The following is a 14,072-nucleotide window of genomic DNA, read 5'->3' as shown; positions in this document are numbered from 1 at the left end:
AGGTGAGCTACTTGCGCCTGCCCCACCTCAATGACGATCTGCTGTGCTTCGTGGCCGAGGACGATCTCTGGCTGACCTCGCTCGACAGCCCCGGCCGCGCCTGGCGCCTCACCGTCGACCGCACCAAGACCGGCCACCCGCGCTTCGCGCCCGACGGCCGCCACATCGCGTACACGAGCTGGCGCAGTCTCGTCCCGGAGATCCACCTGGTGTCGGTGGACGGCGGTCCGGGACGGCAGCTGACGTACTGGGGCAGCTTGGACACCCAGGTGTGCGGCTGGACACCGGACGGGGACATCCTCGCCGTCGCTTCCCACGGCGAGCCCTTCTCCTACTTCACCTGGGCCTACAAGGTCTCCCCCGACGGCGACCCCGGCCGCAAGCTCCCCTGGGGCCCGGTCTCCGACATCCAGGTCGCCGACACCGAGGGCGAGCACAGAACGCTCCTGCTCACCGGCACCCCGCCGCACGAACCGGCCGCCTGGAAGCGTTATCGCGGTGGCGCCATGGGCCGGCTGTGGCTGCACGGCCGGCGGTTGCTGGAGGACATCGGCGGCCACCTCCACTCCCCCATGTTCGTCGGCGGCCGGATCGCCTTCCTCTCCGACCACGAGGGCATCGGCAACCTCTACTCGTGCGCGTACGACGGCTCCGACCTGCGCCGCCACACCGACCACGACGCCTTCTACGCCCGGCACGCCTCCAGCGACGGCAGCCGGGTGGTGTACCAGTGCGCGGGCGACCTCTGGATCGTCGACGACCTGTCGCCGGACTCGGTGCCGAGGCGGATCGAGGTGAGCCTGTCCGGGCCGCGCGCGGGCCGTCGTACGTACCAGATCCCGGCCGCGCAGCACGTGGACGGCATCTCGGTCGACGAGACCGGGCGGGCCAGCGCCGTCGTCGTCCGCGGGAGTCTCTACTGGCTGACGCACCGGGACGGGCCGGCCCGCACCCTCACCGACATGCCGGGCGTACGGGTCCGGCTCCCGGAGATGCTCGGCTCCGGCGGCCGGATCGCGTACGTCACGGACGCCGAGGGCGAGGACGCCGTCGAGATCGCCTACCTGCCCCGGACGACGGGCGACCGCGAGCCCCGGCGGCCGGCTTCCGGGGAGCTGGGCCGGGTGCTGGAGATGGTCAGCGACCCGGAGGGCGAGCGCCTCGCCGTCGCCTCGCACGACGGACGGCTGCTGCTCGTCGACGCTGCCGAGGACTCGGGCGGCGAGGTCACCGAGCTGATCACGTCGATCAACGGTCCGGTGCGGGACCTCGCCTTCTCGCCGGACGGGGCGTGGCTGACGTGGTCGCATCCGGGGATCGGGCGGTCGCTGCGGCAGATCAAGATCGCTCGGATCAAGGACAGGCTGATCGTCGACGTCACGAACGGGCGGTTCGAGGACGAGAATCCGGTGTTCACGCGGGACGGGCGCTATCTGGCGTTCCTGTCGTGGCGGGGCTTCGACCCCGTGTACGACGTACACACGGGCGACCTGTCGTTCCCGCTCGGCTGCCGTCCCTACCTCGTCCCGCTGTCCTCCGCCACTCCCTCCCCCTTCGCGCTGAATCCCGAGGGCCGGCCGGCCGCCGGGGGGCTGGACCCGGTGGAGGACGAGGAGGGCGCGGAAGGCGGCGCGGTGACCGTGGAGATCGAGGGGCTGGAGAACCGGGTGACGCCCTTCCCGGTCGCCGCCTCCAAGTACTCGGCGCTGCACCCGGTCGCGGGCGGCGGCCTCGTCTGGCTGCGCTGGCCGATCTCGGGCGCGCTGGGCGAGACGTTCGTGAACCCGGACGACACCAGCGGCCGGCCGACCCTGGAGTACTTCAACATCAGCAAGGCGAAGAGGTCCGAACTCGTCGAGCACCTCGACTGGTTCGCGGTGAGCGGGGACGGGACGCGGCTCGTCGTGGTCGACGAGGGCGAGCTGCGGGCGGTCCCCTCGATCGAGTCCGGCGACAGCGACACCACCGTGTGGATCGATCTGCGGCGCATCCTGCACCAGGTCGACCCGGCCGCGGAGTGGCGCCAGTCGTACGACGAGGCGGGCCGGCTGATCCGCGCCTACTTCTGGGACCCCGAGATGTCCGGGATCGACTGGGACGCCGTCCTCGACCAGTACCGGCCGCTCGTCGAACGGGTCGCGTCGCCCGACGAGTTCGCGGACCTGCTGCGTGAGGTGCTGGGTGAGCTGGGCACGTCGCACGCGTACGTCACCGCCGCCCGCCGCAACGAGGGGCCGGCGCACTACCAGCGCCGGCAGGGCCTGCTGGGCGCCAACCTCGTTCACCGGGAAGGGGGTTGGACCGTCAAACGGATCCTGCCGGGCGACTCGTCCGACTCCAGGGCCCGCTCGCCGCTGGCCGGCACCGGGATCCGTGAGGGGGCGGTCCTGACCCATGTGGACGGGCGGCCCGTGGATCCGGCGCGGGGCCCGTATCCGCTGCTCGCGGGAGCGGGTGGTTCGACAGTGGAGCTGACCTTCACGCCACCGGAAGGCGAGGAGGGCCCGCCGCGGCGCGTGGCCGTGGTCCCCCTCATCGACGAGCGGCCGCTGCGCTACCAGGACTGGGTGGCCAAACGCCGCGAGGTCGTGAGGGAGTTGAGCGGCGGACGGTGCGGCTATCTGCACATCCCCGACATGGGCGGCTCCGGCTGGGCCCAGTTCAACCGCGACCTGCGGATGGAGGTCTCGCGCCCCGCACTGATCGTGGACGTGCGCGGCAACGCGGGCGGCCACATCAGCGAACTGGTGGTGGAGAAGCTGACCCGCACCATTCTCGGCTGGGACCTGACACGCAACGCCCAGCCCGTGTCCTACCCCTCCAACGCACCGCGCGGACCGGTGGTGGCCCTGGCCGACGAGGCCACCTCCTCCGACGGCGACATGATCACCGCGGCCTTCAAACTGCTGAAACTGGGTCCCGTCGTCGGGCAGCGGACCTGGGGCGGAGTGGTCGGCATGACCGGCCGCCACCAGCTCGGCGACGGCACGGTGATCACGGTCCCGATGAACGCGGCCTGGTTCGACGCGTACAGCTGGTCCATCGAGAACCGCGGCGTCCTCCCCGACCTGGAAATCCTCCGCACCCCCCTGGACTGGGCGGAGGGCCGCCACGCCCAACTGGCGGACGCGGTCCACCTGGCCCTGGACCTCCTCACGACCAACCCCCCGGCAACACCCCCGGACTACACCGGAGCCCCGGACCGCTCCCGCCCAAAACTCCCGTCACGCAACTGACAAGGGGCAAGACGGACTTACCAACGGGCGCGGGGAACCGCGCGACAAACCCCACAAGGCCGCACCCGACAACGCACCCAAAACGCCGGCAAAAACATGGGGTGCCCCAAAAGAAGGGCACCCCACGTCACGTCATCGGCCAAAGCCGAGCGCAGCGGCTACGCGTCGTAGTCCTGGCTGAAGCGGTCCTCGTCCTCCCGCTCCATCCGCTCGGACTCCTCGTCGCGCTCACCACGCTGCCGGCCACGCTGCTGAGCCTGCTCCTTGGCCTGCTGGGCCTTGTGCTTGGCCTGCTGCTGCCACTGCTCGGACTTGTCCTGGAACTGGTCCTTCATACCCATGTGGGTTCACTCCCGTGGTGGGTGGGGGGATTGGCCCCCTGTTGGGGCCTCGACCAGATTTGCACGGCAGGACACAGGCCGCATTTCGATCAACTACGGTGCGTAGCGCGGGCCTGTTCACGGGCCTGTTCGTCGGCTGCTCCGCCCGCGCCGACCAGTCCCGTCCGCACGCCTTCCAGCCGGCCGGCGAACCGCCTCATCTCCCGCTGTCCCACCGTTCCGATGATGCCGGGCAGATACCCGCGCACCCCCTGCATCCCCCGCAGCCACCACTGTCCGTACACATGGCTCGACCGCCGCTCGATCCCGGCCACGATCCGGTCCACCGAAGGCCCCAGCGGATAGGTCTTGTTGGACGGCCACGGCAGCCGCTCCCTGAGTTCCCGCATCACCTCGTCCTGGTCGGCCCCGCGCACCATGTCGGTGTCGGTCCACGACAGATAGGCGACACCGACCTTGACGCCCTGGTGGCCGACCTCGGCGCGCAGGCTGTGCGCGTACGCCTCCACGCCCGACTTGGAGGCGCAGTACGCCGTCATCATGGGCGCCGGAGTGATGGCCGCGAGCGAGGCGATCTGCAGCAGGTATCCCCGGCTCTTCATCAGCGCCGGCAGGAAGGCCCGGGCCGTCACCGCCGACCCGATGAGGTTGACCTCGATCACCCGCCGCCAGGCCTCCGGGTCGGAGCCGGCGAAAGGACCGCCGCTGGCGACACCCGCGTTGGCGACCACGATGTCGACCTTCCCGAACCGCTCCTCGACCTCCACCGCGACCCGCGCCATGGCCTCGTGGTCGGTGACGTCGGCGTACCAGTGGTCGCTGTCGCCGTGCAGCCGCTCGGAGACCTGCTTGAGCGCGTCGGGCTCCAGGCCGACCAGGGCCACCTTCGCCCCGCGCGCGGAGAGCTTGCGGGCGAGCAGCTCGCCGACGCCCCGCGCGGCCCCCGTGACGACCGCGACCCGGCCTTCGAGGCTCACCCTGCTCATGCGCCCTCCTTCAACCGTGTGTACGTGGTGGCGAGTTCCCTGATCTTCCCGGTCACCAGCTCGGGCGCCTCCACCGGCGTCATGTGGCCGAGCCCCGGCAGTTCGGTGAGTCCGACGCACGTCGGCAGCGCGGCGGCCAGCGAGCGCGCGTGCACGGGCGGGGTCAGCCGGTCGGCCGTACCGACGACCACGGCCGTCGGCACCTCCAACTGCCGTACCCCGGCGTCGAGATCCAGCAGATCGAGCACGTGCGACCACGCGTACCGCACTCTGCGCGGGCAGGCGTGCACGATCCGGGCGCACGCCTCGACCATGTGCGGCGTCGAACCGGCGCCCATGGTGGCGTACTTGAGGATCCGCCGGGCGATCGGCGTGACCGGACCGAGCGGCGCCCGCGACCCGAGGATGTGCCGGGTCAGCCAGGTCCGCAACCGTCCCGCGCGGATCGGTACGACGGTCGACTCGGCGACCAGCCGCGAACTGCCCGTGCTGCACAGCAGAACGGCCGCCGCGTGCTCCCGGAAAGCGGGGCGGACGGAGGCGGCGATCACCGTCATGCCGCCCATGGAGTGTCCGGCGATCACAGCCCTCTCGCCCGGCGCGAGGGTCGCCCTCAGTACGGCTTCGAGGTCGTCGGCGAGCGCGTCCGTGGTGCAGGCCGGGCTCGCCGGGGTGCGTCCGTGGCCGCGCTGGTCGTAGGCGATGACCCGGTGGTCGACGGCCAGATCGCGGATCTGCGCCGCCCAGAAGGCCGTGGAGCAGGTCCAGCCGTGGGCGAGCACGACCGGGGGCGCACTCTCGGAGCCGTGCACCTCGACGTGCAATCGGGCGCCGTCGGCAGAGACGGCGATCAGCTCGCGGACGGGGACGGGAGGGGCGTACGGGCCGGATGCCACAGGAGTCGGACGACTCACGATGCCACCTCCGCGCCCTTCTTCGCGCCTGCGCTCCGGCTCGTGGGCCGTGCACCGTCCGCGTCGGCGCTCTCGTCGGCCTGCGGGCGCAGCACCTCGTACTCCGCCAGGTCCACACGCCGTGTCGCGCGCCGGAACTCGCTCGTGGTGCCCGGCCAGATGGTGGTGTTGCGGCCGCTCGCGTCCAGGTACCAGCTGGTGCAGCCGCCCGTGTTCCAGACCGTGCGCTTCATGCGCTCCTGCACGCGACGGTTCCAGGCGTGCACGGCGCTCGGACGGGCGTCGAGGGCCGCGCGTCCGCCCAGCACGTCCAGCTGCCGTACGAAGTCGGCCATGTAGTTCAGCTGGGACTCGATCATCAGGATCATCGAGGAGTTCCCGAGCCCGGTGTTGGGCCCGATGATCGACATCCAGTTGGGGAAGCCGGCCGCGGACGCACCGCGCAGCGCCTCCATGCCACCCTTCCAGGCCTCGGCCAGCGTGCGCCCGTCAGCGCCCACGACCCGTTCGGCGATGGGCATGTCGGTGACGTGGAAGCCCGTTCCGAAGACGATCGCGTCGACCTCGGCCTCACTGCCGTCGGCGGCGACGAGGGTCGAGCCGCGGATCTCACTCAGCCCGCTCGCCACCAGGTCCACGTTCGGCTGCGCGAGCGCCGGATAGTAGTCGCTGGACAGCAGGATCCGCTTGCAGCCGATGCGGTAGTCGGGGGTGAGTTTGGCGCGCAGGTCCGGGTCCTTGATGGAGCGGGCCATGTTGCGCTTGGCCAACTGCTCGACCAGACCCAGCTCGTTGGGATGCTTGGTGAACGCCTGGACCTGCAGCTCCCGGATTCCCCACAGGAGTCCGCGCCGCAGCTGCGTGGTGAAGGGCAGGCTCCGGTGCAGCCGGCGCTCCGCGTCGGTGATCGCCCGGTCGACCCGGGGCATCACCCAGGGCGGGGTGCGCTGGAAGAGCGTGAGGCGCGAGACGTCCGGCTGGATGGACGGCACGATCTGGATGGCGGAGGCGCCCGTGCCGACCATGGCGACCCGCTTGCCGCGCAGGTCGTGGTCATGGTCCCAGCGGGCGGAGTGGAACACCTTGCCGGGGAAGGAGTCGAGGCCCGGGATGTCGGGGATCTTCGGGTCGGACAGCGGTCCGGTGGCGGAGACGACGACGTCCGCGGACAGGCGCCCGCCGCTGGTCTCGATGTCCCAGCACAGCCGCTCGGCGTTCCAGGTCATCCGCTTCACCTCCGAGTCGAAGCGGATGTGCGGACGCAGCCGGAAGACGTCCGCGACGTGCTCGAGGTAGGCGCGGATGTGCTCCTGACCGGAGAAGGTGCGCGGCCAGTCGGGGTTGGGCGCGAACGAGAACGAGTACAGATGGGACGGCACGTCACAGGCACAGCCCGGATAGCTGTTGTCCCGCCAGGTGCCGCCGACGCCGCCGGCCCGCTCCAGGACGACGAAGTCGGTGACGCCCTCGCGCCGCAGCCGTACGGCGGCCCCCAGCCCGCCGAACCCTGATCCGACCACTGCCACCCGTACGTGCTCGACGCGTTCGTGCTCGTGCTCGGCCATCCCGAAGCCTCCACGCATAGCCCATGATTGTGCCAGTGAACACTGGCGCAATGGGAGCGTAGAGCAGCTCCGTACTGAGCGGTAGGGGGCGGGGGCAAGGAAAGTCCCGGCGGCACACCATAGGCTGCCGACGTGGCAGAAGAGGGAGAACGACGCGACGGACCCCGCGAGTACCGCATGGAGGAGCTGGCCCGGCTGGCCGGCATCACCGTGCGCACCCTGCGCTTCTACCGCGAACGCAGGCTGATCCCGCCGCCCCGCCGCGAGGGCCGCATCGCCTGGTACGACGACCACCACCTGGCCCGCCTGCGAACCATCTCGGCACTGCTGGAACGCGGCCACACCCTCAGCGGCATCGCGGAACTCGCGGAGGCCCTCGACCAGGGCCGGGACGTCGCCGACCTGCTCGGCGTCGACGCCCCCACCGAGGAGGAACCCGTCCGCCTCAGCCCCGAGGAGCTCGCCGCCCGCTTCGAGGGCGAGGTCACCCCGGAGAACCTCGCCGCCGCCATGGAACTCGGCTACCTCGGCACCGACGGCGACGAGATCGTCCACATCAGCCGCCGGCTGCTGGACGTGTCCTCCGCCCTGGTCCGCGAGGGCATCCCGCTCGCCGAGGTGCTTACGGCGGGCAAACGAGTCCGCGAGCACGTGGACGCCCTCGCGGAACTCTTCGCAGACCTGGTCCTGCGACACGGCCCCGAGGAGGACCTGCAACGACTGCGACCCCTGGCCCGGAGCGTGGTGGAGGCGGAGCTGTCACTGGCGCTGGACCGACGGCTGCGCAAGCGCGACTAGCTAGAGGTCGTAGACGACGGTCACCGGCGCGTGGTCCGACCAGCGTTCGGCGTGCGTGGCCGCCCGCTCCACCAGGCCCTTGACGGCCCTGGCCGCCAGACGCGGCGTCGAGACATGGAGGTCGATGCGCCAACCCGTGTCGTGGTCGAAGGCCCGCCCACGGTACGACCACCACGTGTACGGCCCCTCCACGTCCGGATGCAGCGACCGTACGACGTCGACGTAGCCACCGTCCGCCGGATCGAAGACCCGCCCCAGCCACTCCCGTTCCTCCGGCAGGAAGCCGGAGTTCTTGGTGTTGCCGCGCCAGTTCCTGAGGTCGGCCTGCTGGTGGGCGATGTTCCAGTCGCCGCAGACGAGGACCTCGCGGCCGTCGGCGGCGGACCGCTCGCGCAGTTCCTTGAGGTGGGCGAGGAACTCGCCCATGAAGCGGACCTTCTCGTCCTGGCGCTCGGTGCCGACCTCGCCGGACGGCAGGTAGAGGGAGGCGACCGTGACACCCGGCAGGTCCACCTCGACGTACCGCCCGCTGCCGTCGAACTCGGCCGAGCCCCAGCCGACGCGGACCCGGTCGGGCTCGCGACGGGTGTAGAGGGAGACGCCGGCGCGGCCCTTGGCGGCGGCGGGCGCGTGCACCACGTGCCAGCCCTCCGGGGCGCGGACGTGCTCCGGCAACTGCTGCGGCTCCGCGCGCACCTCCTGCAGGCAGAGCACATCGGCGGAGGTCCCGGCGAGCCACTCCACGAAGCCCTTCTTCGCGGCGGCGCGCAGTCCATTCACGTTCACACTGGTCACGGTCAGCACGCGGGCACGATACCGGCACACTGGATGGAGCCCGGACCCCGATATCGCATAGATGTACAGTGACCAGCATGAATATACGCCGCGTCTCCTTCGACCACCCCGACGCCGTCAAGCTCAACGACGAGGTACAGGCCGAGTACCACGTCCGCTACGGCGACGGCGGCGACGCCACTCCCCTCAACCCGGCGGACTTCGAGCCGCCGAACGGCGTGTACCTGATCGCGTACGACGAGACCGGCCGCCCCGTGGCCACGGGCGGCTGGCGTGCCCAGAACGCCAACGCGGAGGGCAACCTCGACGGGGACGCGGAGCTCAAGCGGATGTTCGTCATGGCGCAGATGCGCGGCCGGGGCCTCGCCAGACGCATCCTGGCCGCCCTCGAGGAGGACGCCCGCGCGGCCGGCCGTGCCCGCATGGTCCTGGAGACGGGCGACAAGCAGCCGGAGGCCATCGCCCTCTACGTCTCCAGCGGGTACGAGCCGTGCACCAAGTTCGGCTACTACCGCTTCCACGAGGCGAGCCGGTGCTTCGCGAAGCCGCTGTGAGCACGGCCGGCGGCGCGCCGTGCCGTGCAGCCCGTGCGTCAGCCGAGCCCATGATGTGCGGCGGTTGGCCGGCCTCAGGCCCGTAGGAAGGCGAGCACCGCCAGGACCCTGCGGTGGGTCTCCTCGGCCAAACGAGGTCGAGCTTGGTGAGGATGGAGCCGATGTGCTTGCCGACGGCCGCCTCGGACACCACCAGTTGGCGCGCGATCGCACCGTTGGACCTGCCCTCGGCGACCAGCGCCAGCACCTCCCGCTCCCGCGGGGTGAGCCACGCGAGCGGATCCCGGCGGCGGCGCAGCAGCTGTCGTACGACTTCGGGGTCGACGGCCGTCCCACCGGCCGCGACCTCTCCCAGCGCGTGCACGAACTCCTCGACCTGTCCCACCCGGTCCTTGAGCAGATAGCCCACAGCGGTCCCGTCTCCGGAGTCGAGCAGGTCGGCGGCGTACGCCCGCTGCACGAACTGGCTGAGCACCAGCACCGGCAGCGCGGGCCGTTCCTCACGCAACCGCACGGCCGCGTGCAGCCGGGGCCGCCCGGCTCTCTCCCCCGTGGTGCCGGGCGCCGAGGTCTCCCCCAGCTCCTCGACAGCGGTGTTGTCCTCGAGGACGGCGTGGCCCTCGTCAAGTCCGGGGCGCGCGCGGCCGATCCGGCCCTTCTCGCCGACACCGTACGGCTGCCGGTGACGGCCGGCCGGGTCGCCGACCTGGACGACGACTCGATCGTCGTCAACGAGGAGTGGGCACAGCACACGGTCGGACAGCGCGTGCGGGTCCGGCTCGGCGACGGCACGCGCAGGTCGCTGCGGATCGCCGCGGTACCGGCCACCGGCACCGAGCGACAACGGCGTGTACGTCACCGCGGCCAACGCCCCGCGCGCACCGGTGGACCGGATCGACGTGCGGGTCAAGGACGGGGCGGAGGCGCCCGCGGTGGAGCGGGCCCTGCGCAAGGCCCTGCGAGCGTCGTCGCAGGCGCAGGTGTTCACCAAGGCCCAGTGGACGAGGTCCAGTTACCCGGAGACCAAGGGCACGACCCGGCTCGGCGTGCTCCTCGTCCTGGGCATCGCCCTCCTCCACACCGGCATCGCGCTCGCCAACACCCTGCTCATGGCCACCTCCGACCGGACCCGCGAACTCACGGCCCTGCGGCCGGCCGGAGCCACCACCGGTCAGGTGCTGCGCCTGGTCGCCGCGGAGGCCGTGACCGTCGTCGCGGTCGGTGCACTGCTGGGCCTGCTGGTGACGGTCCTCAACCCGCTCGGCATGCGCGGCGCCCTGCACCTGCTGTCGGCCCCGGCCCCGCTCACCCTCCCGTGGCCGGCCCTGGGCGGTGGGCACACGTCAGTGACCCACCGCACAACACGATGGAGCCCCGTCGGCGACTGCCGACGGGGCTCCATGCTGCGTGGACCTGAGGGGATTTGAACCCCTGGCCCCCTCGATGCGAACGAGGTGCGCTACCGGACTGCGCCACAGGCCCTTGCAACGAGTGAAACTCTAGCATCCTCGTCCGGGTGCTTGGAAATCCGTTCCGCGCCGACCAGCGGCGGAGCACCTGAGCCTCCGTCGGGAGGCCTACCGGTGATCGCCAGGGGCGTTCGCGATCACTCGTTGGCCGCGCGCGGCCGCTCGCCGTCCTCGTACTGGTCGAACAACGGTGTGCGTCCGCGTCCGCGCGCCCGGCGCGCGGACGCGGCGCGACGCGCGTCGGTGCGCCCGTCCGCGGTGGATTTGTCCTCCTCGCCGGACGGCGGCTCCTGCGTTCCCTCGGCGGGCGTCGCGGGCTGCGGCTCCGACTCCGGCGCGACCGAACTCGACCGCGCCGAACTCCACGCGTCCGGCGCCCCCAGATCCACATCGGACGTGGCCCGCGGAGCGACCGGCGCGGTCACATACGTCGGCAGGGGAACCGGCACCGGATCCCAGCTGTCCCCCTGCCCGGGCCGCCGGACCCGCTCACGCTGCTGATCGACCCACTCCGCGTGATCGGTCTGCTCGACGAGCGCCCGCCGGTCCGCCGCGAGCGCCGACAGCCCGGGGTCGGTCTCGACCGCTGGCCCGCCCTCCGGCTCGTCGGCGCCGGCATCGACGCCCGCGTCGAGGGAGGCGCGCCGGCGCGGCTGGCGCGCACGTTCCCGCAGCCGCTGCGCCGCGGCCTCGGCGCGGCGCCGGTCCATCTGGTAGGTGAAGCGGCGGCGCTCCTGGGCACGCAGGTGCGCGATGTACGAGCTGAGCAGTACGGCGGGCACGCCCGGCGCCCACAGGAACGCGAGCCCCCCGACGGCCGCGACGATCGCGCCCAGCGTGAAGGCGAGGAACAGCATCACGGTTGTACGCCGACGGCGTGCGAGCACCTTCGAGCGCCGGGCTCGCGCCGCGTCCGCCTGCGCGGAGGGCGCCCGCCGGGCGGCCGGGGCCCGCTTGCGCCCGTCCTGTGCGCGCTCCGGGCCACGGGCCGGATCGGGTCGTCCCTTGCCCGGTGCCTGAACCACGGTCTGCGCCTTCGGACGGGTCGGAGGCATGGCGAAGGCCCGGACGTCCACCGAGTCGGTGGCGGCATCCGGATCGTCGGCGTCGCGCTCCCCCTCTTCGGTGGAGCGCGCGCGGAGGTCCTTGGCGTACCGGCGCTCCATCCCCGCCCGTCCGGACAGCAACCGGATGGCGGTACTGAAGCGCTCCGTCGGACGGGCCTCGTTCAGCTCGTCCTGCCTACGGAGCCACATCGGCACCAGGTAGGCGGCCCAGGCCCCGACAATGACTGCATAGATGAGGCCGCTGCTGCTCACAGCTCACACGGTAGAGGGGTTTGCGCGAGGCCATCCGCCAATTGCGCCGGTGTGTCGCACGATCTGGCTGATATTTCGAGCTTTTTTTGTGACCAAGACGATCAGCAGGCCGTCATGGGCGGGAATTCAAGGCCCTGAGACGGTCAACAACCGATCAATTTCGAACACGTATTCAATTTTCGGTCTAGGCGGGATTCCCCGGTGTGTTCTGCGGGTTCCGGGGCTGCTGCGAGCGGGTGCGGCGCCAGCGGGCGAGCAGACCTTCCGGTACTTCTTCGGCGGTGAGTGCGAAGACGAGGTGGTCGCGCCAGGCTCCGTCGATGTGGAGATAACGGGGCCTGAGCCCCTCCTCACGGAATCCGAGTTTCTCGACGACCCGGCGGCTGGGCCCGTTCTCGGGGCGAATGCAGACCTCGATGCGGTGCAGTCCGACGGTCCGGAAACAGTGGTCCACGACGAGCGCCACAGCCGTCGGCATCACGCCTCGACCGGCCACCGCCTCGTCCACCCAGTAACCGACGTGCCCGGAGCACATCGAGCCCCACGTGATTCCGGCGACCGTCAACTGCCCTACGAGCCGCCCCTGGTACTCGATGACGAACGGCAGCATCCGGCCCGAGTTCGCCTCGGACCGCAGATGCCGGACCATCTGGCGGTACGTGGGCCGGTGCGCGACCGGCCCGCTGGGCGTGGGCGGCGGTATGGTCGCCTCCCAGCGCCGCAGCCAGTCCCGGTTGCGCCGGTTGACCTCGCGCCAGGCCCGCTGGTCGCGCAGCTTTATCGGCCGGAGGACGACATCGCCCTCCGCGAGTACGACGGGCCAGGATGGGCTGTTCAGCTCGCACCCCCACTGCCGGCATCGGGTCTGGGGTGGTCGCCGCCGCGGATCTGGTCGACGGCGTGGACCAGCAGGGGCTCCAGGACGGCCAGTCCGTCGCGCACCCCGCCGGTGGAACCCGGCAGATTGACGATCAGCGTCCGTCCCGCCACTCCGGCCAGGCCCCGGGAGAGCGCCGCGGTGGGCACCTTCTGCAGTCCGAACGTCCGGATGGCCTCCGCGATGCCCGGCACCTCGAAGTCGATCACCTCGCGGGTCGCCTCGGGTGTGCGGTCGGTGGGCGACAGCCCGGTGCCTCCCGTCGTGACGACGACGTCGTAGCCGGCCTCCGCGCCGGCGCGCAGGGCCGCCTCCACCGGGTCGCCGTCGGGGACGATCTGCGGCCCGTCGACGTCGAACCCGAAGCGCTTCAGGCCGTCGGCGATCAGCGGGCCGCCCTTGTCCTCGTACACCCCGGCGGCCGCCCTGTTGGAGGCGGTGACCACGAGAGCGCGATACGTCATTCCCGGCTCCAGTCGCCCGACTTGCCGCCCGTCTTCTCCTCCACGCGAACGTCCGTGATGACCGCTCCCTTGTCGACCGCCTTGACCATGTCGATCACGGTGAGCGCGGCGACGGAGACCGCCGTGAGGGCCTCCATCTCGACGCCCGTGCGGTCGGTCGTCTTCACTGTGGCAAGGATCTCCACGGCGTCGTCCGCGACCGACAGATCCAGTTTCACACCGGACACCGACAACGGGTGGCACAGCGGGATCAGGTCCGGCGTGCGCTTGGCGCCCATGATGCCCGCGATCCGCGCCGTCGCCAGGGCGTCCCCCTTGGGAACCCCTTCGCCGCGCAGCAGCTCGACCACGCGCGGCGAGACCAGGACGCGTCCGCTCGCACGAGCGGTGCGCGCGGTCACGTCCTTGCCGGACACGTCGACCATGCGGGCGGCCCCCGCGTCGTCGATGTGCGTCAGCCGTTCCTGCACAGGGGGTCCGGGGGTCTCCCCCCGGGAAGGCACAGTCATGGTGTGTGGCGCTCCCGGTCCGGGCCCGTCGCGGTGCGGCGCACGGGCCTGCTGTGCGCGACACGGTACCCCTATGCCGGCGCCCGCAACGGACCAGGACCGGCGCACGGACGCGCACGCACGCGTCCCGGGGCCTGTCCGGCGGATCATGCCGCGGCCGCCGGGCCCGGCACGCGCATCCGCCGCGTGGTCGTCGGTCGCCGAAGCCCCGCTACGACTGTCTCTCCGCCTTGCAGCTGCACGCC

General features: G+C 71.6%; 12 protein-coding genes, 1 tRNA gene and 2 pseudogenes. 4 read left to right on the top strand and 11 right to left on the bottom strand.

All coding sequences use genetic code 11. The features are described from left to right. Positions 1-2: 2 nt before the first annotated feature. A complete protein-coding gene (locus tag ABZO29_RS25665) occupies positions 3-3,236 on the top strand; it encodes a S41 family peptidase (protein WP_367322528.1) in 3,234 nt (1,077 codons plus the stop codon). Positions 3,237-3,394: 158 nt separating this feature from the next. Here ABZO29_RS25665 and ABZO29_RS25660 read toward each other — a convergent pair whose 3' ends face one another. From ABZO29_RS25660 to ABZO29_RS25645, 4 genes are all read right to left on the bottom strand, one after another. Next, positions 3,395-3,577 (bottom strand): hypothetical protein, encoded by a 183-nt coding sequence (locus tag ABZO29_RS25660; protein WP_367322527.1) that lies wholly within the window; start codon positions 3,575-3,577, stop codon positions 3,395-3,397. An 89-nt stretch (positions 3,578-3,666) separates the two neighbouring features. Continuing rightward, positions 3,667-4,563: an SDR family oxidoreductase gene (locus ABZO29_RS25655; RefSeq protein ID WP_367322526.1), complete on the bottom strand. Its 897-nt coding sequence runs from the start codon at positions 4,561-4,563 to the stop codon at positions 3,667-3,669. Next, positions 4,560-5,477, bottom strand: a complete 918-nt coding sequence (locus tag ABZO29_RS25650; RefSeq protein ID WP_367322525.1) for an alpha/beta fold hydrolase — start codon at positions 5,475-5,477, stop codon at positions 4,560-4,562. Before ABZO29_RS25650 ends, ABZO29_RS25655 begins: the two co-directional genes overlap by 4 nt. Beyond that, the gene (locus tag ABZO29_RS25645; RefSeq protein WP_367322524.1) at positions 5,474-7,042 is read right to left on the bottom strand and encodes a flavin-containing monooxygenase; all 1,569 of its coding nucleotides are present in this window, start codon (positions 7,040-7,042) and stop codon (positions 5,474-5,476) included. Before ABZO29_RS25645 ends, ABZO29_RS25650 begins: the two co-directional genes overlap by 4 nt. A 177-nt stretch (positions 7,043-7,219) precedes the next feature. Between ABZO29_RS25645 and ABZO29_RS25640 the strand changes: the two genes are divergently transcribed. Further along, entirely contained in the window at positions 7,220-7,840 is a 621-nt protein-coding gene (locus ABZO29_RS25640; RefSeq protein WP_367326243.1) for a MerR family transcriptional regulator, read from the top strand. Here ABZO29_RS25640 and ABZO29_RS25635 read toward each other — a convergent pair whose 3' ends face one another. Then, on the bottom strand, positions 7,841-8,644 hold the full coding sequence (locus ABZO29_RS25635) for an exodeoxyribonuclease III (RefSeq protein WP_367322523.1): 804 nt from the start codon (positions 8,642-8,644) through the stop codon (positions 7,841-7,843). It abuts the gene before it with no gap. A 68-nt stretch (positions 8,645-8,712) separates the two neighbouring features. Between ABZO29_RS25635 and ABZO29_RS25630 the strand changes: the two genes are divergently transcribed. Beyond that, positions 8,713-9,189 (top strand): GNAT family N-acetyltransferase, encoded by a 477-nt coding sequence (locus ABZO29_RS25630; RefSeq protein WP_367322522.1) that lies wholly within the window; start codon positions 8,713-8,715, stop codon positions 9,187-9,189. A 74-nt stretch (positions 9,190-9,263) separates the two neighbouring features. Here ABZO29_RS25630 and ABZO29_RS25625 read toward each other — a convergent pair. Continuing rightward, a pseudogene (locus ABZO29_RS25625) lies at positions 9,264-9,715 on the bottom strand (LuxR C-terminal-related transcriptional regulator); the annotation flags it as partial. A 28-nt stretch (positions 9,716-9,743) separates the two neighbouring features. Between ABZO29_RS25625 and ABZO29_RS25620 the strand changes: the two are divergent. Continuing rightward, positions 9,744-10,520, top strand: a pseudogene (locus ABZO29_RS25620) (ABC transporter permease); the annotation flags it as partial. Between the two features lie 77 nt (positions 10,521-10,597). Here the strand turns inward: ABZO29_RS25620 and ABZO29_RS25615 are convergent. The 5 genes from ABZO29_RS25615 to moaC all read right to left on the bottom strand — a co-directional run bounded on the left by ABZO29_RS25615 (position 10,598) and on the right by moaC (position 13,827). Continuing rightward, positions 10,598-10,671, bottom strand: a tRNA-Ala gene (locus tag ABZO29_RS25615). Between the two features lie 124 nt (positions 10,672-10,795). Further along, positions 10,796-11,977, bottom strand: coding sequence for a gephyrin-like molybdotransferase receptor GlpR (gene glpR / locus ABZO29_RS25610; protein ID WP_367322521.1), 1,182 nt, complete (start codon positions 11,975-11,977; stop codon positions 10,796-10,798). Positions 11,978-12,161: 184 nt separating this feature from the next. After that, a complete protein-coding gene (locus ABZO29_RS25605) occupies positions 12,162-12,815 on the bottom strand; it encodes a GNAT family N-acetyltransferase (protein WP_367326242.1) in 654 nt (217 codons plus the stop codon). After that, positions 12,812-13,318 carry a molybdenum cofactor biosynthesis protein B gene (locus ABZO29_RS25600; RefSeq protein WP_367322520.1) on the bottom strand — a complete coding sequence of 169 codons (507 nt, stop codon included), beginning with the start codon at positions 13,316-13,318 and terminating at the stop codon, positions 12,812-12,814. The genes ABZO29_RS25605 and ABZO29_RS25600 overlap by 4 nt, the downstream gene beginning before the upstream one ends. Next, complete coding sequence (gene moaC, locus ABZO29_RS25595) at positions 13,315-13,827, bottom strand: cyclic pyranopterin monophosphate synthase MoaC (RefSeq protein WP_367322519.1); 513 nt, start codon at positions 13,825-13,827, stop codon at positions 13,315-13,317. Before moaC ends, ABZO29_RS25600 begins: the two co-directional genes overlap by 4 nt. Positions 13,828-14,072: the final 245 nt, after the last annotated feature.

This window comes from Streptomyces sp. HUAS ZL42 (assembly GCF_040782645.1).
In the GTDB taxonomy this organism is placed as follows: Bacteria; Actinomycetota; Actinomycetes; order Streptomycetales; family Streptomycetaceae; genus Streptomyces.
The sequence above is the reverse complement of the archived record's forward strand: the minus strand, read 5'-3'. Positions and strand labels throughout refer to the sequence as shown.

What these genes read in the sequence shown, in the direction of transcription:
- moaC (WP_367322519.1), bottom strand. Translation starts at nt 13,827, where the DNA reads ATGACTGTGCCTTCCCGGGGGGAGACCCCCGGACCCCCTGTGCAGGAA.
- ABZO29_RS25640 (WP_367326243.1), top strand. Translation starts at nt 7,220, where the DNA reads ATGGAGGAGCTGGCCCGGCTGGCCGGCATCACCGTGCGCACCCTGCGC.
- ABZO29_RS25600 (WP_367322520.1), bottom strand. Translation starts at nt 13,318, where the DNA reads ATGACGTATCGCGCTCTCGTGGTCACCGCCTCCAACAGGGCGGCCGCC.
- ABZO29_RS25655 (WP_367322526.1), bottom strand. Translation starts at nt 4,563, where the DNA reads ATGAGCAGGGTGAGCCTCGAAGGCCGGGTCGCGGTCGTCACGGGGGCC.
- ABZO29_RS25645 (WP_367322524.1), bottom strand. Translation starts at nt 7,042, where the DNA reads ATGGCCGAGCACGAGCACGAACGCGTCGAGCACGTACGGGTGGCAGTG.
- ABZO29_RS25630 (WP_367322522.1), top strand. Translation starts at nt 8,713, where the DNA reads ATGAATATACGCCGCGTCTCCTTCGACCACCCCGACGCCGTCAAGCTC.
- ABZO29_RS25660 (WP_367322527.1), bottom strand. Translation starts at nt 3,577, where the DNA reads ATGGGTATGAAGGACCAGTTCCAGGACAAGTCCGAGCAGTGGCAGCAG.